The organism is Kitasatospora sp. NBC_01246, from assembly GCF_036226505.1.
GTDB lineage: Bacteria > Actinomycetota > Actinomycetes > Streptomycetales > Streptomycetaceae > Kitasatospora.
On the sequence record NZ_CP108484.1, the window covers coordinates 1,427,087 to 1,453,707 of the forward strand.

At 75.6% G+C, this 26,621-nt stretch carries 9 protein-coding genes; 4 read left to right on the forward strand and 5 right to left on the reverse strand.

Annotated features, from left to right (window positions below; genetic code table 11):
- Positions 1 to 59: 59 nt before the first annotated feature.
- Together OG618_RS06330 and OG618_RS06335 are read right to left on the reverse strand one after the other, a co-directional pair.
- Entirely contained in the window at positions 60 to 14,228 is a 14,169-nt protein-coding gene (locus OG618_RS06330; RefSeq protein ID WP_329486223.1) for an SDR family NAD(P)-dependent oxidoreductase, read from the reverse strand.
- 317 nt (positions 14,229 to 14,545) lie between these two features.
- Positions 14,546 to 15,529 carry a quinone oxidoreductase family protein gene (locus OG618_RS06335; RefSeq protein ID WP_329486224.1) on the reverse strand — a complete coding sequence of 328 codons (984 nt, stop codon included), beginning with the start codon at positions 15,527 to 15,529 and terminating at the stop codon, positions 14,546 to 14,548.
- A 111-nt stretch (positions 15,530 to 15,640) separates the two neighbouring features.
- Between OG618_RS06335 and OG618_RS06340 the strand changes: the two genes are divergently transcribed.
- Positions 15,641 to 16,210 carry a TetR/AcrR family transcriptional regulator gene (locus OG618_RS06340; protein WP_329486225.1) on the forward strand — a complete coding sequence of 190 codons (570 nt, stop codon included), beginning with the start codon at positions 15,641 to 15,643 and terminating at the stop codon, positions 16,208 to 16,210.
- Positions 16,211 to 16,242: 32 nt separating this feature from the next.
- Here the strand turns inward: OG618_RS06340 and OG618_RS06345 are convergent, their stop codons facing one another.
- On the reverse strand, positions 16,243 to 16,944 hold the full coding sequence (locus OG618_RS06345) for an SDR family NAD(P)-dependent oxidoreductase (protein WP_329486226.1): 702 nt from the start codon (positions 16,942 to 16,944) through the stop codon (positions 16,243 to 16,245).
- 243 nt (positions 16,945 to 17,187) lie between these two features.
- Between OG618_RS06345 and OG618_RS06350 the strand changes: the two genes are divergently transcribed.
- Positions 17,188 to 18,231, forward strand: coding sequence for a ketoacyl-ACP synthase III family protein (locus tag OG618_RS06350; protein ID WP_329486227.1), 1,044 nt, complete (start codon positions 17,188 to 17,190; stop codon positions 18,229 to 18,231).
- Between the two features lie 84 nt (positions 18,232 to 18,315).
- Here the strand turns inward: OG618_RS06350 and OG618_RS06355 are convergent, their stop codons facing one another.
- Positions 18,316 to 19,650: a helix-turn-helix transcriptional regulator gene (locus tag OG618_RS06355; protein WP_329486228.1), complete on the reverse strand. Its 1,335-nt coding sequence runs from the start codon at positions 19,648 to 19,650 to the stop codon at positions 18,316 to 18,318.
- A 908-nt stretch (positions 19,651 to 20,558) separates the two neighbouring features.
- Between OG618_RS06355 and OG618_RS06360 the strand changes: the two genes are divergently transcribed.
- Positions 20,559 to 23,843: an AfsR/SARP family transcriptional regulator gene (locus OG618_RS06360; RefSeq protein ID WP_329486229.1), complete on the forward strand. Its 3,285-nt coding sequence runs from the start codon at positions 20,559 to 20,561 to the stop codon at positions 23,841 to 23,843.
- 126 nt (positions 23,844 to 23,969) lie between these two features.
- Here the strand turns inward: OG618_RS06360 and OG618_RS06365 are convergent, their stop codons facing one another.
- Positions 23,970 to 25,559: an FAD-binding oxidoreductase gene (locus OG618_RS06365; protein WP_329486230.1), complete on the reverse strand. Its 1,590-nt coding sequence runs from the start codon at positions 25,557 to 25,559 to the stop codon at positions 23,970 to 23,972.
- Positions 25,560 to 25,861: 302 nt separating this feature from the next.
- Between OG618_RS06365 and OG618_RS06370 the strand changes: the two genes are divergently transcribed.
- Positions 25,862 to 26,203, forward strand: a complete 342-nt coding sequence (locus OG618_RS06370) for a hypothetical protein (RefSeq protein WP_329486231.1) — start codon at positions 25,862 to 25,864, stop codon at positions 26,201 to 26,203.
- Positions 26,204 to 26,621 lie beyond the last annotated feature (418 nt).

Consider the following 26,621-nt stretch of genomic DNA (forward strand, 5'->3'; position numbering starts at 1 on the left):
GAACATCGGGCGGTGGAACAGTGGGCGGCGGAAGCACACCCCTCCTTGTCCGAGAAGCCCTAGGGCCGGTCCTGGTCGACCAGGGCGAACAGCTCGTCGTCGGTGGCCGCGTCGAGGTCGTCGTCGTCCCCCGCGCCGTCCGCGGCGGGCGCCGCGCAGGCGTCCAGCAGTTCCCGCAGACGGGCGGTGACGCGGCGGCGCGACTCCTCGTCGGTGAGGGCGCCCGCCAGGGAGTCGCCGACCGCCCGGAGGCCGGCCATCACCGGGTCCTCGTCGTCCTCGGGGAGCGCGAGCGCGCCGAGGATGTGGTCGGTGACCCGGGTCGGGCTGGGGTGGTCGAAGACCAGGGTCACCGGCATCCGCAGGCCGCTCAGGGCGGCCAGCCGGTTGCGCAGTTCGACCGCGGTGAGCGAGTCCACGCCGAGTTCCTTGAAGGCGCGGGCGTCCCGCACCTGGGCCGGGTCGGAGTGCCCGAGGACGGCGGCGACCTGCGCGGTGACCAGGTCGAGCAGCGTGCTGCGCCGGTCCGCCCCGGACAGCCGGGCCAGGCGCTCGGCGAGGGACTGCGATCCGTCGCCGCCCGCCGCGGCGGTGCGCCGGACCACCGCGGTCCGCACCAGGTCGCGCAGCGGCGCGGGCACGCCGTCGGGGTCGGCGCGCAGGGCGCGGGTGTCGAGCCTGGCCGGGACGACCACGGGCTCGCCGGCGGCGAGCGCGGCGTCGAAGAGGGCCAGCCCCTCCTCCGCCGTCATCGGCACCAGCCCGCCGCGGGCCATCCGGGCGCGGTCGGCCTCGGCGAGGTGCCCGGTCATTCCGCTGGCCTGGTCCCACAGACCCCAGGCGAGCGAGAGCCCGGCCCGGCCGCTCGCGGCGCGGTGCGCGGCGAGGGTGTCGAGGAAGGTGTTGGCGGCGGCGTAGTTGGCCTGGCCGGCGGCGCCGTTGACGCCGGCGATGGAGGAGTAGAGGACGAACGCGGCCAGGTCGAGGTCGCGGGTGAGGTCGTGCAGGTGCCAGGCGGCGTCCAGCTTCGGCCGCAGGACGCGGTCGACCTGGGCCGCGTCGAGCGAGGTGAGCACCCCGTCGTCGAGGACGCCGGCCGCGTGGACGACGCCGGTCAGCGGGTGCTTCTCCGGGATGTCGGCCAGCAGGCCGGCCAGTGCCGCGCGGTCGGCGGTGTCGCAGGCGGCGAGGGTCACCCGGGCACCGGCCGCGCGGAGTTCGGCGGCCAGCGGGCCGGCCCCCTCGGCGGCCGCGCCGCTGCGGCTCGCCAGCAGCAGGTGCCGGACACCATGGGCGTGCACCAGGTGGCGGGCGATCATCCCGCCGAGCAGCCCGGTGGCGCCGGTGATCAGGACGGTGCCGTCGGGGTCGAGCGCGGGCGCCACGGTCAGGACGTTCTTGCCCACGTGCCGGGCCTCGCGCAGGTGCCGGAAGGCGTCCCGGGCCCGGCGCACGTCCCAGGCCCGGACCGGTGAGAGGGTCAGCGCGCCGGCCCGGAAGAGGTCCAGGATCTCGCGCAGCATCACCCCGATCCGCTCCGGTCCGGCGTCGACGAGGTCGTAGGCGCGGTAGGTGACGCCCTCGTGGTCGCGCGCGACGTCGGCCGCGGCCCGGATGTCGGTCTTGCCCATCTCCACGAACCGGCCGCCCGGCACCGTCAGCCGCAGCGACGCGTCGACGTACTCGCGGGCCAGCGAGTTGAGCACCACGTGGACGCCCCGGCCGCCGGTCGCGGTGCGGACGCGCTCCTCGAAGTCGAGGGACCGCGAGGAGGCGCGGTGCGCCTCGTCGACGCCGAGGTCACGGAGCACCCCCTGCTTGGCGGGGCTCGTGGTGCCGTAGACCTCCGCCCCGAGGTGGCGGGCCAGTTGGACGGCGGCCATGCCGACGCCGCCGGTGGCCGCGTGGATCAGCACCCGCTCCCCGGCCCGCAGCCCGGCGAGGTCCACCAGGCCGTAGTAGGCGGTGAGGTGGACGACCGGGACGGACGCGGCCTCCGCGAAGGACCAGCCCTCCGGCATCGGGGCGATCATGCGCCGGTCGGCGACGGCCACCGGGCCGAAGGCGTGGAAGAACATCCCGACCACCCGGTCCCCGAGCGCGAACTCGGTTACGTCCGGGGCCACTTCGGTGACGATGCCGGCCCCTTCGCTGCCGAGGACGACCTCGCCCGGGTACATCCCGAGGGCCATCAGGACGTCCCGGAAGTTCAGCCCGGCCGCCCGGACGGCGACCCGGACCTGGCCCGGCTCCAGCGGCCGGTCGGCGGTGTCGGCGGGCACCAGCGCCAGGCTGTCCAGCGTGCCGACCTCGGGGATCTCCAGCCGCCAGGCGGCGGAGTCCGGCACCGGGAGGGCCGGCCGGCTCGCCGCCGGGACGAGCCGGGGGACGAAGCACTCGGCGCCGCGCAGCACCAGCTGGGGCTCACCGGTGGCCAGCGCGGCGGGCAGCGACCGGGCGGCGGCCTCGCCGTCGAGGTCGACCAGCCGGAAGCGCCCGGGGTTCTCGGTCTGGGCGGTCGCCAGCAGGCCGCGGACACCGGCCTGGACCGGGTCGCCGGCGAGGGAGTCGACCGTCAGCACGACGAGTTCGGTGCCCTCCAGCCGCTCGTCCGCCAGCCAGGACCGGACCAGGTCGAGCGTCCGATGCACGGCCCGGCGGGCGGCGTCGGCGACACCCGCTCCGGTGTCCGCCCGGTCCGCCGGCCGGTCCGCGGGCGCCAGGACGACGGCCGGGCGGGGGCCGGCCGACGCGGCCAGGGCCGCCGGGTCGGGGAAGGAGGCCGGCCGGCCCAGCTCGGCGGGCCACCAGTCGGGCAGCTCACCGAGCACGGCCCAGCCGGTGGTGTCGGGGTCCGCCGGCGCGGGCCGCAGCGGCACCAGGTCGACCAGGTGCAGCGCGTCGGGCGTCCCCGCCCCGGCGGCGAGCGCCGCGCGGGCGGCGGGCCGCAGGACCAGCGAGTCGACGGTCAGCACCGGCGCGCCGGTGCCGTCGGCGAGCGCCACCGACACCGCGTCGGCGCCGACCGGGCTGATCCGGGCACGGACCCGGGTGGCGCCGGAGGCGTGCACCCGCACGCCCTGCCAGGCGAACGGCAGTCCGCCCTCCCGGTCGTCGACGAGCAGCAGGGGGTGCAGCGCGCTGTCGAACAGGCCCGGGTGCACGAGGTGCCCGTCGGGCTGCTCGCCCTCCAGCACGGCCTCGGCGTAGAGGTCCTCGCCCAGCCGCCAGAGCCGGCGCAGCCCGCGGAAGCCCGGTCCGTACCGGTAGCCGTCGGCGGCGAGCCGCTCGTACGCCCCGTCGAGGTCCACCTCGGCGGCACCGGCGGGCGGCCAGGCGCGCAGCTCGACCGGGGAGCCGCCGGTCGAGCCGAGTACGGCCTCGACGTGGTCGGTCCACGGCGGCGCGGCCTCGTCCGTCCCGGTGCGGGAGTGGACGCTCACCCGGCGGCGGCCCTCCTCGTCGGCCGGTGACACCACGGCCCGGACCAGGACGCCGCCGCGCTCCGGCACGACCAGCGGGGCGGTGATGGTCACCTCCTCAAGGCAGGGTGCGCCGACCCGGTCGCCGATCGCGGTCAGCAGGTCGGCGAAGGCCGTCCCGGGTACCAGGACGCGGTCGAACACGGTGTGGTCGGCCAGCCACGGCCGGGTGTCCAGGGCGAGCCGCCCGGTCAGGACCAGCCCGCCGTCCGGCAGGTCGACGGCCGTCCCGACCAGCGGGTGGCCGGTGCCGGCCAGCCCGGCGGCGGTGACGTCGGTGGCGGCGGTGACGGGGCCGAGCCAGAACCGCTCGCGCTGGAACGGGTAGGTGGGCAGGTCGACCGGCCGGCCGGGGACGGCGCCGAGCGGGCGCGTCCAGTCCACCGGGACCCCGCGCACGTACAGTTCGGCGGCGCTGCCCAGGAACTGGTCGAGGCCGCCCCGGTCGCGCCGGAGCGATCCGGTGACCGCGACCGCGGGCCGGTCGCCGCTCTCGGCCCGGTCGCGGATCCCGACGGTGAGCACCGGGTGCGGGCTGCACTCCACGAACACGCCGTGCCCGGTGGCCAGCAGCTCGCCGACCACCTCGTCGAGGCGGACGGTGCGGCGGAGGTTCTCGTACCAGTAGGCGGCGCCCATCTCCGCCGTGTCGAGCCGGCCGCCGGTGACGGTGGACCACATCGGCACGGTGCCGGAGACCGGGGCGACCGGGCCGAGTTCGGCCAGCAGCCGCTCCCGGAGCGGCTCGACCTGGACGGAGTGCGACCCGTAGTCGACGGGGATCCGCCGCACCTGGACGTCCGCCGCGAGCAGCTCGGCCTCGAAGGCGTCCAGCGCGTCGACCCAGCCGGACACCACGGTCGCGCGCGGTCCGTTCACCGCGGCGACCGAGAGCCGGCCGTCCCGGCCGGCCAGGGCAGCCGTCACCTCGGCCTCGGGCAGCGGGACGGACAGCATGCCGCCCGAGCCAGCCAGTTCGGTCAGGGCCCGGCTGCGCAGCACCACGATCCGGGCGGCGTCCGCGAGCGAGAGGCCGCCCGCCACGTGGGCGGCCGCGATCTCGCCCTGGGAGTGCCCGACGACGGCGGCGGGGTGGACGCCCAGCGAGCGCCAGAGCTCCGCCAGCGACACCATCACCGCGAACAGTGCGGGCTGCACCACGTCGACCCGGTCCAGCGAGGGAGCGTCCTCGGCGCCCGTCACGACCGCCAGCACCGACCAGCCGGTGAGCTCGCCGATCGCCCGGTCGCACGCCCGCAGGGCCTGCTCGAACACCGGGGCGGTGGCGACCAGTTCGCGGGCCATCCCGATCCACTGGGAGCCCTGGCCGGGGAAGACGAACACCACCTCGCCGGGTTCCTCGGTCCGTTCGCCGAGCACCGCCCGGGCGTGCGGCTCCCCGGCGGCCACGGCCCGCAGGGCCGTCCGCAGGTCCTCGGCGCCGTCGCCGAGCACCACGGCACGGTGCTCGAACTCCGACCGGGTGGCGAGCAGGGCCGCGGCGACCTGCGCCGGGTCGTCCACCGGCCGGTCGGCGAGCTGGCCTGCCTGGGCCCGCAGGGCCGGCAGGCTCCGGGCCGAGAGCACCCACGGCACGACGCCCGGGGCCCGGACGGCGGCCGGGGCGACGGGCACCGCGGCGGGCGGCTGCTCGATGATCACGTGGGCGTTGGTGCCGCTGATGCCGAAGGACGAGACCGCGCCGCGCCGGGCCGCGCCGCCGGCCGGCCAGGGCCGGCTGCCCGCGAGCAGCTCCACCCCGCCCGCCGTCCAGTCCACGTGCGGGGACGGCTCGTCGGCGTACAGGCTCCGGGGCAGCACCTCGTGCCGCAGCGCCATGACCAGCTTGATGATGCCCGCGACGCCGGCGGCGGCCTGGGTGTGCCCGAGGTTGGACTTCACCGAGCCGAGGTAGAGCGGCCGGTCCGCGTCCCGGTCCCGGCCGTAGGTGGCCAGCAGGGCCTCCGCCTCGATCGGGTCGCCGAGCCGGGTGCCGGTCCCGTGCGCCTCGACCACGTCCACGTCGGCCGGGGTCAGCCCGGCGTTCGCCAGCGCCTGCCGGATCACCCGCTGCTGCGACGGGCCGTTCGGCGCGGTCAGGCCGTTGGACGCGCCGTCCTGGTTGACCGCCGAGCCGCGCACCACCGCGAGCACCTGGTGCCCGTTGCGCCGGGCGTCCGACAGCCGCTCCAGGACGAGCACACCGACGCCCTCGGACCAGCCGACGCCGTCGGCCGCGGCCGAGAACGGCTTGGACCGGCCGTCGGGGGCCAGGCCGCGCTGGCGGGCGAACTCGACGAAGGTGCCGGGCGTCGACATCACGGTGACGCCGCCGGCCAGGGCCATCGTGCACTCCCCCGCCCGCAGCGCCTGCGCGGCGAGGTGCACCGCCACCAGGGACGAGGAGCAGGCGGTGTCCACCGTGATCGCCGGACCGGTCAGACCGAAGGCGTAGGAGAGCCGGCCGGACAGCACGCTGCCGGTGTTGCCGGTCAGCAGGATGCCTTCGAGGTCCTCCGGCATCCGGTCCACGCTGGGCGCGTAGTCGTGGTACATCTGCCCGGCGAACACGCCGGTCCGGCTGCCGCGCAGGGTGGCCGGGTCGATCCCGGCACGCTCCAGCGACTCCCAGGCCGTCTCCAGCAGCAGGCGCTGCTGCGGGTCCATGCCCAGGGCCTCGCGCGGCGAGATGTCGAAGAACGCGGCGTCGAAGTCGGCGGCGCCGTGCAGGAAGCCGCCGCCGGTCGCGTAGGTGTGGCCGGGCCGCTCGGGGTCCGGGTCGTACAGGTCCGCCGGCCAGCCCCGGTCCTGCGGGAAGCCGGACACCACGTCGCGCTCCTCGGCGACGACCCGCCACAGGGCCTCCGGGGAGTCCACCTCACCGGGGTAGCGGCAGGCCATCGCGACGATGGCGATCGGCTCGTCGGCCGTGGCCCGGTCAGGCCGGCCCGGCGCCTCCTCGGCCGCGGGCTCGCCGGTCAGCTCGGCCAGCAGGTGGGCGACCACCGCCCGGGGCGTCGGGTAGTCGAAGACCAGCGTGGTCGGCACCCGCGAGCCGAGCGCCGCGGCCAGGCCGTTGCGGAGCTCGACGGCGGTCAGCGAGTCCAGCCCGAGGCTCTGGAAGGTCCGGTCCAGGTCGAGGGCGTCGGCGTCGGCGTGGCCGAGCACGGCGGCCGTGGTGTCCCGCACCAGCCCGGTCACGGCGGCCGCCCGGTCGGCGACCGGCAGCGCCGCCGCCCCGGCGAGCGGGCCGGCGGCGGCGCCGCGCCGCGCGGGGGTCCCGGCGCGGAGCAGGCCGCGCAGCAGTGGCGGCACCGGGCCGCCCGGGACGGCGGCGGTGTCGAAACGCATCGGCACCACCAGCGCGCGGCTCTGCCGCACCGCCAGGTCGAACAGCCGCACCCCCGTGTCGTGCGGCAGCGGGAGCACGCCCGTCCGGGCCATCCGCGCCATGTCGGCGTCCGTCAGGCTCTCGGCCATGCCGCCCGCCTGGGCCCACAGGCCCCAGGCCAGGGAGGTGGCCGGCAGGCCGTGCCGGACGCGGTGCTCGGCCAGCGCGTCGAGGAAGGCGTTGGCGGCCGAGTAGTTGGCCTGGCCGGCCGCGCCGATCTGGGCCGAGACCGAGGAGTAGAGCACGAAGGCGGTGAGGTCCAGCTCCCGGGTCGCCTCGTGCAGCGCCCACGCGGCGTCGACCTTGGGCCGGAGGACGGCGTCCACCCGCTCCGCGGTCAGGGCGGTGACGATGCCGTCGTCCAGCACACCGGCGGCGTGCACCACCGCCCGCACCGGATGCGCGGCCGGGACGTCGCGCAGCACGGCGTCCAGGGCCGCCCGGTCGGCGGCGTCGCAGGCGGCGACGGTCACCTCGGCCCCCAGCTCGGCGAGTTCGTCCCGCAGCAGGGCCGCCGACGGGGCCGCCGGGCCGCTGCGGCTCAGGACCAGCAGCCGCCGGACGTCGTGGACGCGGACCAGGTGCCGGGCCAGCGAAGCGCCCAGCTCGCCGGTGCCGCCGGTGAGCAGCAGCGTCCCCTCCGGGTCGAACCGGAGCTCCGGCGCGTCCGCCGCGGGCGCCAGCCGGGCCAGCCGCGGCGCCAGGACGACGCCGTCGCGCAGCGCCAGTTCCGGCTCGGCCACGTCGGGCAGCGGCAGCGCCGCCGGGCCGGGCCGGCCGGTCACCGCGACGATCCTGAACCGCCCCGGGTGCTCGGTGCTCGCCGACCGGAGCAGACCGCGCACGCCCGCCGCGGCCACATCGGTCTCGTCGAGCACGAACGCCAGGCAGGCGTCGGCGAACCGCTCCTGCGCCAGCCAGCCCTGGACCAGTCGGAGCGCCCCCCGGGTCAGCTCGTGGGCCGAGGCGACGACGTCCGCGCCACCGGCGGGCACCGACACCGTGACGAGCGCCGGCACCGGACCGGACAGCGCGGCCGGATCGGCGTCCCAGGCCAGCTCGACCTGGTCGGCGGACTCGGCCCCGGCCGTCCCGACCGGGGTCCAGTCCACCTGGAAGAGGTGCCTGGCGGCGGCGTCGGCGGGGCCGCGTGCCTCGCGCCAGGTGAGCGAGTCGACGGTCAGCACCGGCCGGCCGGCCGCGTCGGCGAGGTGCAGGCCCACCGCGTCGGGCCCCACCGGGGTGATCCGGACCCGCAGCCGGCCGGTCCCGGTCGCGTGGACCTCCACGCCCTGCCAGGCGAACGGCAGCAGGCGCGGGCCGTCCCCAGTGGTGGCGCCCGGCAGCCACGGGTGCAGGGCGGCGTCGAGCAGCGCGGGGTGGACGACGAAGGCGTCCTCGGCGGGCGCGGCCCGCTCGACCTCGGCGCAGAGCTCCGCACCGGCCCGCCAGAGCCGCCGCAGCCCTCGGAAGGCCGGTCCGTAGGCGTAGCCGTGCTCGGCCAGCCGCCGGTAGACGTCCGTCGCGTCGACCTCGACCGCCTCCGGCGGCGGCCACGCCCCGGCCACCGACGGCTCGGCGACGGCCCGGCCGAGCAGACCGCTCGCGTTGCGCGTCCACTCGTCCTCGGCGTCGGCCCGCGAGTCGACGGCGATGTCCCGGCGCCCGGCGGCGTCCTCGGCCGACACGGTCACCCGGATCAGGGCGACGCCGTGCTCGGCGAGGGGCAGCGGCGCGGTCACCGTCAGGTCCTCGATCCGGGGCGCGCCGACGCGGTCACCGGCCGCGACGGCCAGCTCGACGAAGGCCGCGCCGGGGAGCAGCAGTCCTCCGGGCACCACGTGGTCGGCCAGCCAGGGGTGGGTGGCGAGGGAGATCCGCCCGGTCAGCACCGTTCCGCCGTCGGGGAGTTCGACCACGGCGGCGAGCAGCGGGTGGGCGGCGTCGGTGAGTCCGGCGGAGGCGACGTCACCCGTGACGGGCTCCAGCCAGTAGCGCTCGCGCTGGAAGGCGTACGTCGGCAGCTCGACCAGGCGCGGGTCATGGCCCGCGAACAGCGCCGGCCAGTCGACGTCCGTACCGTGGACGAAGGCGTGCGCGAGGGCCGTCACCGCCTGGCGGCACTCCGGCCGGTCCCCGCGCAGCGCGGGCGCGGCAGCGTCGACGAGGGCCGAGAGCACACCGTCCGGGCCGAGTTCGACCCAGGCGCCCACACCCGCCGCCTCGACCGCGTCCGCGAAACGGACCGTGCGGGACACATGCTCCACCCAGTAGGCCGGGTCACACCACTCACCGTCGACCGGCAGGCCGGTGACCGTCGAGACCGCCGCAACGCGCGGCGGGTGGAAGGCCAGACCCGCCACCACCGCACGGAAGTCCTCCAACATCGGGGCCATCAGCGGAGAGTGGAACGCATGGCTCACCTCCAGCCGCTTGGTCCGGCGGCCCGGCAGCGCCTCAACGACCGCGCGAACCGCGCCCTCCGCACCCGAAACCACCACCGAAGTCGACGAGTTGACCGCCGCGACACCCACCTCCGCAAGCCCGGCGAGCAGCGGGAGGACCTCCTCCTCGGCCGCCTCCACCGCGACCATCGCCCCACCGGCGGGCAGCGCGTCCATCAACCGGGCCCGCGCCGACACCAGCGCACACGCGTCCACCAGATCCAGAACCCCGGCCACATGCGCCGCCGCGATCTCACCCACCGAATGCCCCACCAGCACACGCGGAGCCACACCCCAGGAGGCGAGCAGCCGGAACAGCGCCACCTCCAGCGCGAACAGCGCCGGCTGCGCCAACCCCGTACGACCCAGCCCCTCACCCGAGGCGACGACCTCCGCCACCGGCGCGTCGAGCACCGCGCACACCTCGTCGAACGCCGCCCGGAACACCGGGAACGCCTCGTACAACTCCCGCCCCATCCCCACCCGCTGACCACCCTGGCCCGCGAACAGGAACCCCACACCCGCCCGAACCGCACCCGCCCCGGCGGTGACCACATCCGAGCCCAGCACCACCGCCCGGTGCTCCAGCACCGCCCGCGACGACACCAACGACCACCCGACATCCACCGGGTCGACATCGCCCGAGGACGCCAGCTCCGCCACCCGGGCCAGCTGCCCGCCCAGCGCCTCCGCCGACCGCGCCGACACCACCCACGGCACCACCGGCATCGTCGCCCGGTCACCGCCCACCGCGACCGCCGCCGGATCCCCCTCTTCGAGGATCACATGCGCGTTCGTGCCACTGATCCCGAACGAGGAGACCCCGGCGCGACGCGGACGGTCACCCGCGAACCACTCCCGGGCCTCGCCCAGCAACTCCACCGCCCCGGCCGTCCAGTCGACGTGGGGTGTCGGGGTGTCGAGGTGCAGGGATCGCGGCAGCAGACCGCTGCGCAGCGCCATCACCATCTTGATCACGCCGGCCACACCCGCGGCCGCCTGCGTATGCCCGATGTTCGACTTCACCGACCCCAGATACAGCGGCCGGTCCGCGTCCCGCCCGCGCCCGTACGTCGCCAGCAACGCCTCCGCCTCGATCGGGTCACCCAGCCGCGTCCCCGTCCCGTGCGCCTCCACCGCGTCCACATCCGCCGCCGACAACCCCGCACTCGCCAACGCCTGCCGGATCACCCGCTCCTGCGAAGGACCGTTCGGCGCCGTCAGACCGTTCGACGCACCGTCCTGGTTCACCGCACTGCCCCGCACCACCGCCAACACCCGGTGACCCAACCGACGGGCATCCGAGAGCCGCTCCACGAGCAGCACCCCCACACCCTCCGACCAACCCGTCCCGTCCGCGTCCGCCGAGAACGACTTGCACCGACCGTCCGCCGCCAACCCCCGCTGCCGCGAGAACTCCACGAACGTCCCCGGCGACGACATCACCGTCACCCCGCCCACCACACCCAACGCACACTCACCACCGCGCAACGCCTGCACCGCCAGGTGCAACGCCACCAGCGACGAGGAACAGGCGGTGTCCACGGTCAGCGCCGGACCGGTGAAGCCGAAGGCGTACGCGATCCGGCCGGACATGACGCTCGGCGAACCACCGGTCAGCAGGAAGCCGTTCAGGTGCTCGGGGGCCGCGTGCCGCCGGGGTCCGTACTCCTCGGCACTGGCGCCGACGTAGACGGCGGTCGCGCTGCCGCGCAGGGTGTGCGGGTCGATGCCGGCGTGCTCGAAGGCCTCCCACGCCGTCTCCAGCAGCAGCCGCTGCTGCGGGTCCATGGCCAGCGCCTCCCGCGGCGAGATGCCGAAGAAGTCCGCGTCGAAGTCGGCGGCGCCGTCGAGGAATCCGCCGTGCCGGACCGGTCCGGGCGCCCAGCCCCGGTCGGCCGGGAAGCCGCTGATGACGTCGCGCTCGCCGGCGACCACGTCCCACAGGTCGGCCGGGGAGGAGACTCCGCCGGGGAAGCGGCAGCCGATGCCGACGATCACCACCGGGTCGTCCGCCGCCACCGGCCGGACGGTGACCGGGGCCACCGGGTCGGGGGCGGCGTCGAACAGCGAGCGGTGCACGTGCGCGGCCAGCCGGCGCGGCGTGGGGTGGTCGAACACCAGGCCCGTGCGCAGCGGGAGTCCGGTCTCGGCGACCAGGGCGTCGCGCAGTTCGACCGAGGTCACCGAGGTGAGGCCGAGGTCGCGGAAGGCGCTGTCGACGTCGACACCGGCCGCGTCGGTGCCGAGGACCCGGGCGAGGGCGCGGGTGACCAGGTCGGTGGTGGCGGCGTCGGGGTCGGGCGCGTCGGCCAGCCGCTGCCGCAGCGCTTCGGCGCGGGAGGGCTCGTGCACCGGGTCGTCGCCGCGCGGGATGCCGAGCCAGTGCCGGTCCCGCTGGAAGGCGTAGCCGGGCAGGGGGATCCGGCGGGCGCCGGTGCCCTCGAACAGGCGCGGCCAGTCGACGCCGACGCCGTGCTCGAAGAGCCGGCCGAGGGAGTTCAGCAGCCGCGGCGGTTCGGCCTGGCCGCTCCGGAGCGCGGGCAGGGCGAGGGCCTCGGGCCGGGTGTCGCCGATCGCGCCGGTGAGCGCGGCGTCGGGGCCGATCTCCAGGAAGGCGGTGGCGGCGCAGCCGCGGACCGCGTCCGCGAACCGCACCGGCTGCCGCACGTTGCGGACCCAGTGGTCCGGCGAGGCCGCCTCGGCCGCCGTGAGCGGGGCGCCGGTGACGGTGGAGACCATCGGGACGCGCGGCGGGCGGAAGGTGAGCCCGGCCACCACCTGGCGGAAGTCCGGGAGCATCGGGTCCATCAGGGGTGAGTGGAAGGCGTGGCTGACGGCGAGCCGCCTGACCCGCCGCCCCCGGGCGCGCAGTTGCTCCGCCACCTCGGCCACCACGGTGTCGACGCCGGACAGCACGACCGATTCCGGGCCGTTGACGGCGGCGATGTCGGCGGCGCCGGTCCGGTCGCCGAGCAGGGCACGGACCTCGTCCTCGGCGGCCTCGACGGCGACCATGGCCGCGCCCTCGGCGGGCAGCGCCTGCATCAGCGTGGCGCGGGCCGCCACCAGGGCGCAGGCGTCGGACAGGTCGAGCACCCCGGCCACGTGGGCGGCCGCGATCTCACCGACGGAGTGGCCGACGACGACGTCCGGCCGGACGCCCCAGGAGTCCAGCAGCGCGGCCAGCGCGACCTCGACGGCGAACAGCGCGGGCTGGGTCCGGCCGGTGCGGTCGAGGCCCTCGCCGGTGTCGATCGTCTCCGCCAGCGAGCCGCCGAGCAGGGCGTCCAGCCGGGCGCAGACCTCGTCGAAGGTCCGGGCGAACTCCGGGTAGGCGGCGCGGAGTTCGCGCCCCATGCCGATGCGCTGGGCGCCCTGGCCGGTGAAGACCAGGGCGAGCCTCGGCTCGTCCGCCACCGCGCCGGTCCCGGCGAGGCCGTCCAGACCGGCGAGCAGGTCGGCGGGGTCGGCGCCGACCACCACGGCGCGGTGGGAGAACACCGAGCGGGTGGTGGCCAGCGAGTGGCCGACGTCCACCGGGTCCGCGGCGGCCAGTGCGGTGAGCTTCCCCGCCTGGGCGCGCAGCGCCGCCGGGGTGTGGCCGCTCACCACCCACGGCACGGCCGGCATCGGGGTGGCGGCGGGGCGCTCGGGCCGGGCCGGGGCCTCGGTCAGGACCAGGTGGCAGTTGGTGCCGCCCATCCCGAACGAGCTGACCCCGGCCACCAGCGGCCGGTCGGGGCGGGGCCACGGACGCAGCTCGCGCGCGACCTCCAGGTGGAGTTCGGTGAGCGGGATGCCGGGGTGCGGGGTCTCGTGGTGCAGGGTGGCCGGGATGGCGCGGTGGTGGACCGCGAGCACCGCCTTGACCAGGCCGGCGATCCCGGCGGCGCCTTCGAGGTGCCCGATGTTGGTCTTGACGGAGCCGACCAGCAGCGGAGCCTCGGCGGCGCGCGGGGCGGCGAGTTCGGCGCCGAGCGCGGCCGCCTCGACCGGGTCGCCCACCGGGGTCCCGGTGCCGTGCAGTTCGACGTACTGGAGGTCGGCGGGAGTGACCCCGGCGGCCCGGTGCGCCGCGGCGAGCACGGCGCGCTGGGCGTCGACGCTCGGGGTGGCGAGACTCTCCTCGCCGCCGTGGTTGACGGCACTGCCGAGGATGGTGGCCAGCACGGTGTCGCCGTCGGCGATCGCCGCGGCCAGCGGCTTGAGCAGGACGGCGGCGGCGCCCTCGCCGCGCACGAACCCGTTGGCGCGGGCGTCGAAGGTGCGGCAGACGCCGTCGGGCGACAGACCGCCCCAGGCGGCGAGCAGCGCCTCGTTGTCGGGACCGAGCAGCAGGTTGACGCCGGCGGCGACGGCCAGTTCGGACTCGCCGCGGCGCAGGCTCTCGCAGGCCAGGTGCACGGCGACCAGGGAGGAGGACTGTCCGGTGTCGACGACCAGGCTGGGGCCGGCCGCGCCGAGGACGTGGGAGAGCCGGTTGGCGATGACGCTGCGGTGCACCCCGGTGGCGGTGTGCCGGCCGAAGGTGTCGGGGCCGGCCCGGCGGCTCAACTCGCCGTACTCGTCCCAGATCGCACCGACGAAGACGCCGAGGCGGCCGGCGTCGGCGGGGCGGATCCCGGCGTTCTCCAGGGCCTCCCAGCCGACTTCGAGCACCAGCCGCTGCTGCGGGTCGGTGGCGTCGGCCTCCGACGGGGTCATGCCGAAGAACGCGGCGTCGAAGCGGTCGACGCCGTCGAGGTAGCTGCCCCGGGCCCGGCCGGGGCGCCCGGCGGGGGCGGCGGCGACCGCGTCGGTGCCGGTGCTCAGCAGCTGCCAGAACTCCTCGCCGCCCTGCGCACCGCGGAAGCGGCAGGACATGCCGATGACGGCTATCGCGCCGTCCGTCGCTTCGATCTCACCCACGGAGCCACTCATGCTTCCGGTTCTCCCACCGTCGATATGTTCGGGACAATGGCCGCACAGACGATCAGATACCGATGCTAGGCGTGAGAACCGTTCGGGCACTCCCCTGTCAAACCCCTACCGGAGGGGTCCCCCTTACCCCTTTCCGAATATCTCCGGGGTGCGCCGGGAGTTCTGCTCCGACCTGCGGAAAGGACGCCGGCGAAGGGCCGGGAACGACGAATGCGCCCGGTCCGTGGAACGGACCGGGCGCATGCGTCGTAGGGGTGACCGGCGCGGTGGTCACGGCCGCCGCCGTGACCACCGCGCCGGGGGGACTACGGGACCAGGACGGCCTTGCCGAGGGTGGTGCGCTCCTCGAACGCGCGGTGCGCGGCGGCGGCCTCGGCCAGCGGGAACACCTGGCCGACGACCGGCTTCAGCGAGCCGGCCGCGGCGAGGTCGAAGGCCGTCTGGCGCAGCCGGGCCCCGTACTCGGGCTGCAGGAAGACCCGCGGGCCGAAGCCGGAGACCGAGACGCCGCGGACGTACAGCATCTCGGGGTCGAACTGCGGGGCGGTGCCGCCGGCGGTGCCGTAGACGACCAGCCGGCCGAAGCCCATCGCCAGCAGGTCGAACGAGGCCTTGGAGATCTCGCCGCCGACCCCGTCGAAGGCGACCTGGACGCCGCCGGGGGCGAGGTCGCGGACGCGCTGCTCCCAGCCCTCCTCGGTGTAGTCGAGGACGTGGTCCGCCCCGAGCTCCCGGGCCAGGGTGAGCTTCTTCTCGCCGCGGGCCAGCGCGATCACCTCGGCGCCGGCGTTCTTGGCCAGCTGGACCAGCAGGCTGCCGACACCGCCGGCGGCGGACTGGACCAGCACGACGTCCTTGGGCTGGATCGCGGCGACCTCGGCCACGCCGACGGCGACCACGCCCTGGCCGAAGAGCGCCAGCGCCTCGTGCTCCCCCAGCCCGTCGGGGATCGCCTGGACGGCGCCGGCGGGCAGGACGGCCAGCTCGGAGTAGCCACCGGCGGTCGGGGCGGCGCCGACGACCTTCCGGCCGACCCACTCGTCACCGACACCGGCGCCGACCCGCACGACCGTGCCCGCGACCTCGAAGCCGGGGGCGTACGGCAGCGGCGGGTCCGGGAACCAGGCGAACTGCTGCATCAGGCCGGACCGGATCTGGGTCTCGGCGTAGCTGATCCCGGCCGCGCTCACCCGGACCAGCAGCTGGCCCTCGCCCGGCTCCGGGTCCGGGACCTCGTCGACCTTGAGGACCTCGGGCGAACCGTACTCGTGGAACCGAACAGAACGCATGGGTGCGTCTCCTTGACTCAGCTGCCGTGAACTTCACCATAAGCGGACCGGCGGTCCGCTTGGTTGCGATAGCGTAGCCCCGGATCACCGCTGGATGTCAAGGGAGCTCATGTGGCCGTCAGGGAGCGCGCGGACGCCGCGCACAACCGGCGCAAGATCCTGGCCACGGCCCAGCAGCTGTTCCGGGACGGCGGCGTCGAGCACGTCTCGATGGAGGAGATCGCCGAGGCGGCCGGGGTCGGCAAGGGCACCCTGTTCCGGCGCTTCGGGAACCGCGAGGGCCTCATCGGCGCCCTGTTCGACCAGCTCACGGAGGACTGGCAGGACGGCGCGCTCGACCGGCTGGCCGACCCGGAGGTGCCCGCCCGGGAGCGCGTGCTGCGCTTCGTCGGCGAGCTCTTCGACGAGGTCGTGGTGCCCGGCGGCCCACTGCTGCGCGCCCTGGAGAACGCCTCCCGCTCGCACGCCAACGTGGGCCGGTACCTGCTCTGGCACGACGCCCTCGCCCGGGCGATCGCCGAGGCGCGGCCGGGCGTGGACGCCGGCTTCATGGCCCACGCCGTCCTGGGCGTGCCGCGCGCGGAGTTCGTCGACCTGCTCGTCGGCACCGGGATGACCATGGACGCCGTCCGCGCCGGGGTGCTGGCGCTCACCGACTCGGTGCTCACCGCCCCCGGCTGAGCCCACCGGCCGGGCCGCCGGGCCCGCCCGCGTCACCAGGCCGGCGGGAACGCGTCCACCACCTGGCCGGAGACGTGCGAGGACTCGGCGGAGAGCAGGAAGCGGGCGAGCGGCAGGTTGTCCCGCACCGCCGGCAGCGCGGGGTACGGGGTCTCGCGCCCCAGGGCGTCCGCCTTGCGGGTGAGGAAGTCGCGGGAGAGCGCCGTCTCCGCGACGATGCCCAGCGCGTTGGCCCGCACGCCCGACCCGGTGAGCTCCTTGGCGAGCGTGCGCACGTAGTGCTCCAGCGCCGCCTTGGCCGAGGCGTACGCGCCGAGCATGTCGACCGGCACCCGGGCGCTGTGCGAGCCGAGGGCCAGCACGCTGCCCCGCCCGGCCGCGCGCATCGGCGGCACCGCGTAGCGCAGACAGCGGACGAAACCGAAGAACGTGGCGTCGAAGACCCGGTTCAGCTCGTCGGCGCCGACCTCCCAGCCGTACCCGACCGCCGAGGCGTCGCCCGCGCTGTAGACCAGGCCGTACGGGGCCGGCGAGACCTCCGCCACCTGGGCGAAGAACGCCGCGACGCTCTCCTCGTCGGTCACGTCGACCTGCCGGTACAGCACGCCGCCACCGGACGGGCGGGCGCTGCGGGCGCCCGCGATCACCGTCCGGCCGGCGCCGGCGAGGTCCTCGGCCAGCGCGGCGCCGAAGCCGCTGCTCGCCCCGACTATGACGACTGCGGACTCTTCCACGTCAGACTCCCGGGCTGCGGTGGTGGTACCCCTGCGGCCATTTCCGTCGAACACGGCCGATCGCTATTCTGCACACCGCTCCCGTTCCTTTCCGCGGGAAATAGGACCGGTAGGGGTTGTTTAGGGGCTGCCAGTACCGCGACACCCCGGTTATGCTACTGTCCGCCGCCTTCCGAGCAGGATTTCCGGAAGTCCCGGCATTTCCTCGAATCACCCGTCCGAGCCCGCCGGGAGCAGGTTTCCGTGATATTCGACGACCTTTATCTGGACGGCATCGCCGCCGTCGTCCCGGACTTCGTCACCGTCGCCGACGCGGCCGCCCGGGGGCTCTGCGACGAGGAGCTGGCGACCGGGACGGACTGGCTCTCGGTGGCCGTCGCCGGTGACGTCTCCGCACCCGACATGGCCGCCCGGGCCGGGCGGGACGCGCTGGCGATGTCCCACCACGACGCGGCGGACATCGCCGTGCTGATGCACGCCAGCGCCGGGCACCAGGGCCCCGACATCTGGTCCCCGGCGCACTACGTCCAGCGGCACACCGTCGGCGGGTACGGCCCCGCGCTGGAGGTCCGGCAGGGCTGCAGCGGCATGGTCGCCGCCCTGGAACTGGCCGGCTGCTACCTCACCGCCGCCCCGGACCGCGGCGCCGCCCTCGTCACCGCCGCCGACAACTGGGCGCATCCGCTCATGGACCGCTGGCGCGGCACCAAGTGGGCGCTGTTCGGGGACGCCGCCTCGGCCCTCGTCCTCTCCCGCCGGCAGGGCTTCGCCCGGGTGGTGAACGTCTGCGCCTCCTCGCTGCCGGACCTGGAGGAACTGAACCGCGGCGGGGAGGCGCTCTTCCCGCCCGGGGCCACCATCGGACACCGGGTCAGGCTGCGCGAGCGGGTCGAGGCGTTCCAGGGCGACCAGGCCGAGATGGCGAGGCTCATCGGGCAGGCCGAGGCCGGGCTGATCCGCCGCACGCTCGACGAGGCCGGTCTGAAGCCCGGCGACATCAGCCGGGTGACCCACCAGAGCGCCGGGCGCAGGAGCATCGTCGAGCACATCCTGGAGCCCTTCGACGGCGATCTGCGGCTCGGCATGTGGGAGTTCGGCCGCCGGCTCGGCCACACCGGCGCCAGCGACCAGGTCTGCGGCCTCTACCAGCTGCTCGCCGGGCGGGAGGTCCACCCGGGCGACCACGTCATGCTGCTGGGCACGGGTGTCGGCATGGCGTTCGCCTGCGCGATCGTGCAGGTCCTGGACGAACTGCCCGCCACGGCGGCCCCGATCCCGCTGCCCTGACGCCACCCGCCGGGAACGCCCGGGGGCCCGTCGTTCGACTGCCGCAGGCAGTGGTCGAACGACGGGCCCCCGCCGCGATCCGGCTCACCCCAGCTTCCTGCGCAGCTCGCTCCGGCCGGCCACCCGCAGCTTGCGGTAGGTACGGGTCAGGTGCTGTTCCACCGTGCTGACCGTGATCGACAGGGAGCGCGCGATCCGCTGGTTGGTCTCGCCCTGGGCGGCCAGCAGGGCCACCCGCTGCTCCGACGGGCTGAGCTGGTCCAGGAACCCCGCGTAGCGGTCCGTCACCTTGTAGCGGGCGACCCGGTGCGGGGCGGCGCCGGGCAGCTCGCCCCACTGCAGGGCCCGCAGCGAGGAGAGGAACCCGGGCCGCCCCGAGGTGTCCTGAAGGGTGGCGAACAGCTCCTCGCGCAGCTCCTGCCGGCGCCGGCCGCGGGCCGTCGCCCGGCCGAACACCCGGGACCGGTCGCCGGCCGGCACCGCCCGGTCCAGCTGGGAGTCGACCATGGTGAGCGCGTTGTCGTGGTCGCCGACGCCCAGGTAGGCCGCGGCGGCCGCGAGCCGCCAGGCGTAGAGGTCCGGGTCCAGCCCCCAGGACGCCAGCAGCCGGCCGCAGCTCATGAAGTCGGCCAGCGCGGACCGGTGCTCGCCGGCGGCGAGGTGGAAGTGCCCGCGGGCGTACAGGTAGCCGAGGCAGTGCCGGGTCTCGTACATCGGCGCGGGCACCGGGCGGCGCACCCACTCCTTCGCGGCGCCGGGCTCGGCGAGGTCGGTGTACCCGGCGACCAGGCAGGCCAGCGGCCCGCCGATCCAGGCGCCCCGGCGCTGCGGCGGGACCATGTCCAGCACCGCCTCCGCCCGGGCCAGCCCGACCAGGACGTCGCCCCGGTGCAGCGAGGCCTCCGCGCGGGCCGCCAGCAGCCGGGGCGCCCAGGTGTCGGCGGCGAGCCGGACGGCGTCCGGCAGCACCGCGTCGCACCAGGAGATCGCCGCCTCCGGCCGGTTGCTGTGCACCAGGGCCGTGACCGCCGCGAGCACGGCCGAGGCGGTGTCCTCGCGGAAGGCGCAGGCGGAGAGCGCGGAGGCCGCGCCGTCCGCCGGGTCCGGCAGGCCCGGGTCGCCGAGCAGCCGGCTCGCCAGGGCCCAGGCCGCCCGGTGCCGGACCGGGCCGCTGTCCTCCTCCCCGCCCGCACCGGCCGCCGGGCCGCCGGGCGGGACGCGCTCCGCGTCCGCGGCCACCGCGCGCAGCAGGCTCGGGAACTCACAGGCGACGAGCAGCCGGTCGGCCGCCGCGTCCAGGTGACGCTGATCGTCCCGGGCGCCGCCGCCCGCGTCGCGCCGCCGCTCCAGCACCGCCAGCAGGTCCTTCGCCTGCCAGAGCAACTCGGGGGCCGTCTCGGGTCGTTCGACAAGATTCATCGGTGGTTCGCATCCCTCCGGGACCACGGGCCGCATGGTCCGGTCATGGCGCGGGCACGGCCGGAGCACAGGCTCGGCCCGGCGCGCAGGGGCAGGCATGGGTGACGTACGGGCGGGGGCGGGGTGCGGCACGGAGCCCGTCGTCCGGCGCGAAGGCGTCCGGAAGCGGCGGTCGTCCGGCGGTCGGCCCGCCGATCGGGGTGAAGGGACGAGGGAGGACGCTCCCAGGACGCCCCGGGACGGCGCCTCGGGTGCCGCGACGCGGACGTCGGGCCGCCGGGCCGGGCCACGGGTGGCCGGGAGCGGAAGGAAGGACGGCCGCGGACGGACCGGGCGGGAGCGGCCGACGGACGCCGGGCGCACGGGCACCGGGCCGAACGGGCCGAACGTGCCGGGCGGACCTGCCGTGCGGTACCGGGCCGGTCAGGCCGGGCGGCGGCGCGCGGTCACGAGGCCTGCGGCCACGGCGGCGGGTTCGCGCCCGGGCGGCCGAACGGCCGGCCTTCCGCGGTGTCGGGCGGTCGTGAAGTCTCGGTCATGTGGCGGCCCCCGTCGTCACTGGTACCTGTCTACCTCTACGGACGCTCATCATGGCCGATGCCGTCCTCCGGCCGTCCTCCGGCCGTCCCCGCGCGGTCCTCCCCCGGAGCCGGTGCGATCCGATCGTTCGGACGGAAACTCCGGGACCGTCCGGCGCGTTGGTCCGAGGGCCCGGTAGCCCGGCCGCACGCCCGCGCCGGCAGGCCCGAAGCGGGCCGGTGGTGTCCGAACCGGCCCCGCGCCCGTGCCGGAGCCGCGGCTGTCGACCGTGGAATATGGCATTCGAAGATCCGTTTGAATCCAAGTAGCATCGTGGCGAACAGCCCGCGACGGACTTGGTGACGGCGCGTCAGAACGGGGGAGGCTGAGTGAAATTCCGCATTCTCGGACCGCTGGAGGTCGGGGCGAACCACCGCAAGGTGCCCCTGGCGGGCCCCCGGCAACACCTGGTGCTCGCCCTCCTCCTGCTGAAGGCCAATCAGAGCGTGCCGCTCGGCGAGCTCGTCGACGCGCTCTGGGACGATCCGCCCCGCACGGCCGAGAAGCAGGTCCGCAACGCGGTCTCCATGCTGCGCGGTCTGCTCAAGTCCGCCGGGGTCACCACCCTGCCGACCGCCGTCGGCGCCACCGGCTACCGCCTCGACGTCCCCGACGACCAGCTCGACGCGGCCGCGTTCGCCCACGCGCTCGCGGCGGCCCGGCACCACGCCGCCGCCGGGCAGTTCGCCGCGGCGGTCGAGGAGTTCCGGGCCGGGCTCGCCCTGTGGCGCGGACCGGCCCTGGCCGGCCTGGACAACTCGGCCCTGCAGCCGCACACCTCGCGGCTGGAGGAGCAGCGGCTCACCGCGATCGAGGAGTGCGTCGACCTCGAACTCGCGCAGGGCCACCACCAGGCCGTCGTCCCCGAGCTGACCGACTGGCTCAGCGCCCACCCGCTGCGCGAGCGGCTGGCCGGCCAGCTCATGCTCGCCCTCTACCTCTCCGGCCGCCAGTCGCACGCGCTCACCGTGTACGAGTCCACCCGGCGGCGGCTCGCGGACGCGCTCGGCCTGGAACCAGTCCCGGAGCTGCGCGAGTTACGCCAGCGCATCCTCACCAACGACGCGGCCCTCGGCCGCCCCCGGACCTTCACGTTCGCGCCGCCCGCCCCGCACAGCCTGCCCAAGGACATCAGCCACTTCACCGGGCGGGAGCAGGAGCTGCACACCCTCGCCGACCGGGTGACCGGCCACCACGACCAAGCGGCGCCCAGCAACGTCCTGCTCGCCGCCGTGGACGGCATGGCCGGGGTCGGCAAGACCTCGCTCGCCGTCCACCTGGCCCACCGGATGACCGGGCGCTACCCCGACGCCCAGCTCTACCTCGACCTGCACGCGCACTCCCCCGGCCTGGCCCCCCTCGATCCGGGGGCGGCACTGGAGAAGCTGCTGCGCTCGGTGGACGTCACGGGAGCCGCCGTCCCCGAGGACCTGGAGGAGCGGGCCGCGCTGTGGCGCACCAGGCTGGCCGGCCTGCGGGCGGTCCTCGTCCTGGACGACGCGGCCAGCTCCGCCCAGATCCGGCCGCTGCTGCCGGGGACGGCCGACTGCCTGATCCTGGTCACCAGCCGAAGCCGGCTCACCGACCTGGACGCCGCCGCGGTGCTCTCGCTGGACCCGCTCCCGCCGGCCGAGGCGGAGCGCCTGCTCGACCGGATCGTGGGCGACCGGCGGGTGGCCGCCGAGCCCAAGGGCGTCGCCGAGCTGCTCCGGCTCTGCGGGTACCTGCCGCTGGCCATCCACGTCACGGCCGCCCGGCTCCGCCACCGGCCCGCCTGGACCGTCGCCTACCTCACCTCCCGGCTGCGCAGCCACCGGCGCCGGCTCGGCGAGCTGCAGACCGCCGAGAGCGGCATCGCCGCCGCCTTCGACCTCTCCTACCGCCGGCTCGGCCCCGAACCGCGGCACCTCTTCCGCCTGCTGGGCGTGCTCCCGGGGACGGACTTCGACGCCGACGCGGCGGCGGCCGCCGCCGGGATCGACCGCCGGGCCGCGGACCGCGTGCTGGAGGAACTGCTCGACGTGCACCTGGTCCAGCAGCCGCGCGAGGAGCAGTACCGGCTGCACCCGCTGCTGCACGCCTACACGGTGCACCTGGCCGCCACCGAGGCCGGCGAGGCCGAGCGGCAGGCGGCGCTGACCCGGTTGTTCGACCACTACCGCCGCACCGCGGCGGTAGCCATGGACATCGTCTCCCCGCCGTGGCGGTGCGACCGCCCGCCGCTGCTCCTCCCCGGCGGGCCCGCGGCCTCGCCGGCCGGACTCGACCAGGCCACCGAGTGGTTGGAGGCGCAGTGGCCGAACCTGCTGTCGGCGGCGGAGACGGCCCGGCGCGGCTGGCCGGACCAGAGCGCCGACCTGTTCCGCGTGCTGCGCCACTACCTGCACCTGCGCGGCCAGCACGCCGAGGCGCTCTCGTTGCACAGCCGCACCGTCGCCCTGGCCCGCGACACCGACGACCGGGAGCTGGAGAACCTCGCCCGGTACGGCCTGGGCCTGGCCAACCAGCGGCTCGGCCGCTACGACACCGCCCTCACGCACTTCCGCCAGGCCCTCGACGTCGCCCGCGAGCTCGGCGACCACGTGACGCACGCCCGCACGCTCAGCAACATGGGCCTGGTGCTCCACCGGCTCGGCCGCTACGAGAGCGCCCTCACGCACTTCGCCCAGGCCCTCGACCTGGCCCGCGACACCGGCACCCCGAGCGCGGAGTGCTACGCGCTGTGCGGTCTGGGCCTCGTCCACGAGCGCCTGGGCCGCTCGACCACCGCCGTCATCCACCTGCGCCAGGCCCTGGTGATCGCCCAGCGGATCGACGACCGCGACATCCAGGGCTACGCGCTGAGCAACCTCGGCCGGGTGCAGTGCGGCCCCGGCCACTACGAGCAGGCCTGCGACGACCTGCGCAGGGCCCTGGCCGTGGCCCGCGAGACCGGCGCCCGCGACCTCGAAGGCCACACCCTCTGCGGGCTCGGACTCGTACACCAGCGCCTCGGCGACTTCGACACCGCCCTGACCCACCTCCACCAGGCGCTCGCGCTCGCCCGCGAGACCGGCACCCGCGACCTCGAAGGCCACGCGCTCTGCGGCCTCGGACTCGTCCACGAACGCCTCGGCCACCACGCCCTCGCACTGGCCCACCTGCACGAGGCCCTCGGCCTCGCCCGCGACACCAGCACCCGCGACCTCGAAGGCCACGCGCTCTGCGGCCTCGGACTCGTCCACGAACGCCTCGGCGACCACGACACCGCCCTGACCCACCTCCACCAGGCGCTCGCGCTCGCCCGCGAGACCGGCACCCGCGACCTCGAAGGGCAGGCGCTCGGCGGGCTCGGCGAGGTCGCCTGCCGGCGGGGCGACCCGGCCGCGGCGCTGGACCTGCACGGCCGGGCCCTGGCCATCAGTCAGGAGACCGGCGACCGCCACCGCCAGGGCCGGGCGCACCGCGGCCTCGCCTCGGCCCACCGGGCGCTCGGCGCGCCGGACGCCGCCCATGAGCACGACCGGCTGGCCGACCAGCTCCGGCGGCACTCCGGCGGGTGGCGCCCGGCCGGGCCGGACCGACGGCGCGGCCCGGCCGAGCGCCCGGCCCCGAGGGACCTGGGGCGGGTCTGAGCGGGCCCGGGGCCGGTCCGACCGTTCGCGTCGCATCGTCGCGCGGCGGGAACGGCCGGACCGGCAGGCCCAGGGAGTGTGTGCAAAGTCCCGCCCGGTCCGCGACGCGACGTTGCGAACATCCCCCTACTGCGGGCGGACCGACAGCGCGTGGTGGAAGATGTCGCGCGGGTCCCGGGCGGCCTTGATCTGCTGCAGCCGCGCGTAGTTGTCCTTGTAGTAGATCGTCGACCAGGGGGCGGACGAGGTGTTCCAGGCCGGGTCGGCGAGGTCGACGTCGGGCCAGTTGACGTAGTTCCCGTCGGTGACGCCGTTGGGCACCGGCACGCCGCCGGTGGTCGCGTAGACGTCCCGGTAGAGCTCCCGGACCCACTGCAGCTGGCGCGTCTCGTCCGCGGCGTCGGACCAGTAGTTGGAGAAGGAGGCGAGCATCACCGAATCGCGGTGCGGCACAGCGGTCGCGGTCGGGGAGAAGGAGTTGACCTTCCCGCCGAAGGAGAAGAGGCCCATCAGACCGGAGGCGTACGCGTAGGAGGGGCTGGTCAGGTAGCGGTAGACGGTGCGCAGCTGGTCGGGGGTGTACCCCTTCTTGTGGTAGGCGCCCTTGGTCTTCGAGCGCAGCAGCAGGCTCGGGATGCCGAACACGCCGGCCACCTCGGAGGCGCTGGTGGTCGTGGTGTAGAGCCACGGCAGGTTGCCCGTGGTGCTCGCCGCCGGGGCCGCGGCGACGTTCCTCGTCATCGCGGCGGCGAAGTCGGTCAGCATCTGCTGGGTGCCGGTGACGGTCGGGTCGACCTGGGCCCGGACGATGACGCCGCCCTTGCCCTGGCGGATCGCGATGAGCGAGGCCCAGAGCTGGTTGGCGGCGGCGCCCGGTGCGCTGTTCTGCTCGTGCCAGGTGCCGAAGTTGGTGACGAGCGTGGTGAACGCCGCCTCGTCCAGCTGGGACCAGTCCCAGAACAGCGTGGTGATCATGATGCCGCCCGGGGTCGGGGGCAGCAGCTTGGTCGGATCGGTGCCGGTCGCGCCGGGCGAGCGCAGCCAGAACCGGGTGACGATGCCGAAGTTCCCGCCGCCGCCGCCCGCGTGGGCCCACCAGAGGTCCCGGTTGGGGTCGTTCGCCGAGGAGGTGGCGATCACCGAGCGGGCCATGCCGAAGGCGTCCACCACGACGACCTCGACGGCGTAGAGGTTGTCCGCGACCAGGCCGTAGAGGCGGGACAGCACGCCGTAGCCGCCCCCGGTGATGTGGCCGCCGACGCCGACGCTGGGGCAGGAGCCGCCGGGTATCGTCACGCCCCAGCCGAGGTCGAGGGTGCGGTAGACCTGCGAGAGGATCGCGCCGCCCTCGACCGCGAAGGCGTTCATCGTGGCGTCGAAGTACACCGCGCGCATCTCGGACAGATCGATGACCACCCGGACGTCCGGGTCGTCGACGAAGTTCTCCAGGCAGTGGCCGCCGCCCCGCACGGTGACCCGCTTGCCCGCCGCCACGGCCTCGTTGACGGCCTGCACGACCTGGCTCGTGGAGCCGACCAGCTTCACCGCGTCGGGGTTGCCGGTGAAGCGGCGGTTGTACCCGCGCAGCAGCAGGTCCGGGTAGCGCCGGTCGCCGGGCGCGACACTGACCGGGCCGAAGCCCTGGGTCAGGAACGGCCACGACTGGTCGGCGCCGGCGTCCGGCACCGGCGCGGCCGCCGCGACCCCGCCGCCCACGACGAGATCCGTCGCGGCGATCCCGAGTCCGGCCGCCCCGAGTCCGGCCAATGTAAAGCGTCGACGAGACAACTCCGCCATGAAATCCCCCTGCTGGCACCAGCACGCATCCGAATGTCACGAGAAGGCCCGAAGTCGAATTCCGGCCACCTCGTTCGGCCAAATGATGCTACGTCCGGCGGACCCGTCAACCGGCCCCCTAAGAACCCCCTATCCCGCCCCCGCGAAGGCGTCCGGAACACCGCCCTTCTGGGAGGCTGACCTCACGGTATGTCCGCGCGTGGCAAGAGAGTTGGATTGACATGACCACTTACCTCATCACCGTGCTGAGCAACGTGCACGAGGGCCGGGAGAAGGACTTCCACGACTGGTACGAGAACACCCACATTCCGGAGATTCTCGAAGTTCCGGGAGTTCTTTCGATCCGCCGGCTGGTGCTCAACGACGAACAGATCGGCGCCGACAAAGGGCACTCGCAGGCCCACTACCGCCATCTGACGCTGATCGAGATCGAGACCGACGACTTCGACGCCTCGCTCGCCGCCATCAGCACCCTGGACGGCAGCCGGGCCGAGGAGCTCCTGATCCCGGGCCAGGTGCTCGCCTCGCTGTACCGGGACCCGAAGGTGTACACCCGGTCCTGACCCGGCGCGGGGCCTCGGCGGGGGCGGGCGGACCCGCCCGGCCGGGTCCGCCCGCTCCGCCGTGACCACGGCCCCCGCCCCGCCGTGCCACTCCGCCCCGCCCCGCCCCGCCCCACCGTGACACCCCACCGCGCCGTGACGCCTCCGGCGCGACGCCCTCGACGTGACGCCCCCGTCCAGCGGCCCGCCGACGCCCCGCGCGCGCCCTCCCCCACCCGCCGACCGGACGCCGGCCGGAGGCCGTCCGACGCCCGTGGGGACCGCCTCCCCCGGGCTCCGCAGCGGCCGCGGACTCCGCCGGGGAGCGGGCTTGAGATGCCCTTGACACGTTTATAGGTCTATACCATGCTGCGAGCGGCGCCCCGGCGGCGGGGCGAACTCCGCTTCCGCAGCGGGACTTCGGCACAGGTGACAGCTT

Coding starts and splice junctions, on each gene's coding strand:
- OG618_RS06335 (WP_329486224.1), bottom strand. CDS start 15,529: ATGCGTTCTGTTCGGTTCCACGAGTACGGTTCGCCCGAGGTCCTCAAG.
- OG618_RS06355 (WP_329486228.1), bottom strand. CDS start 19,650: ATGAATCTTGTCGAACGACCCGAGACGGCCCCCGAGTTGCTCTGGCAG.
- OG618_RS06370 (WP_329486231.1), top strand. CDS start 25,862: ATGACCACTTACCTCATCACCGTGCTGAGCAACGTGCACGAGGGCCGG.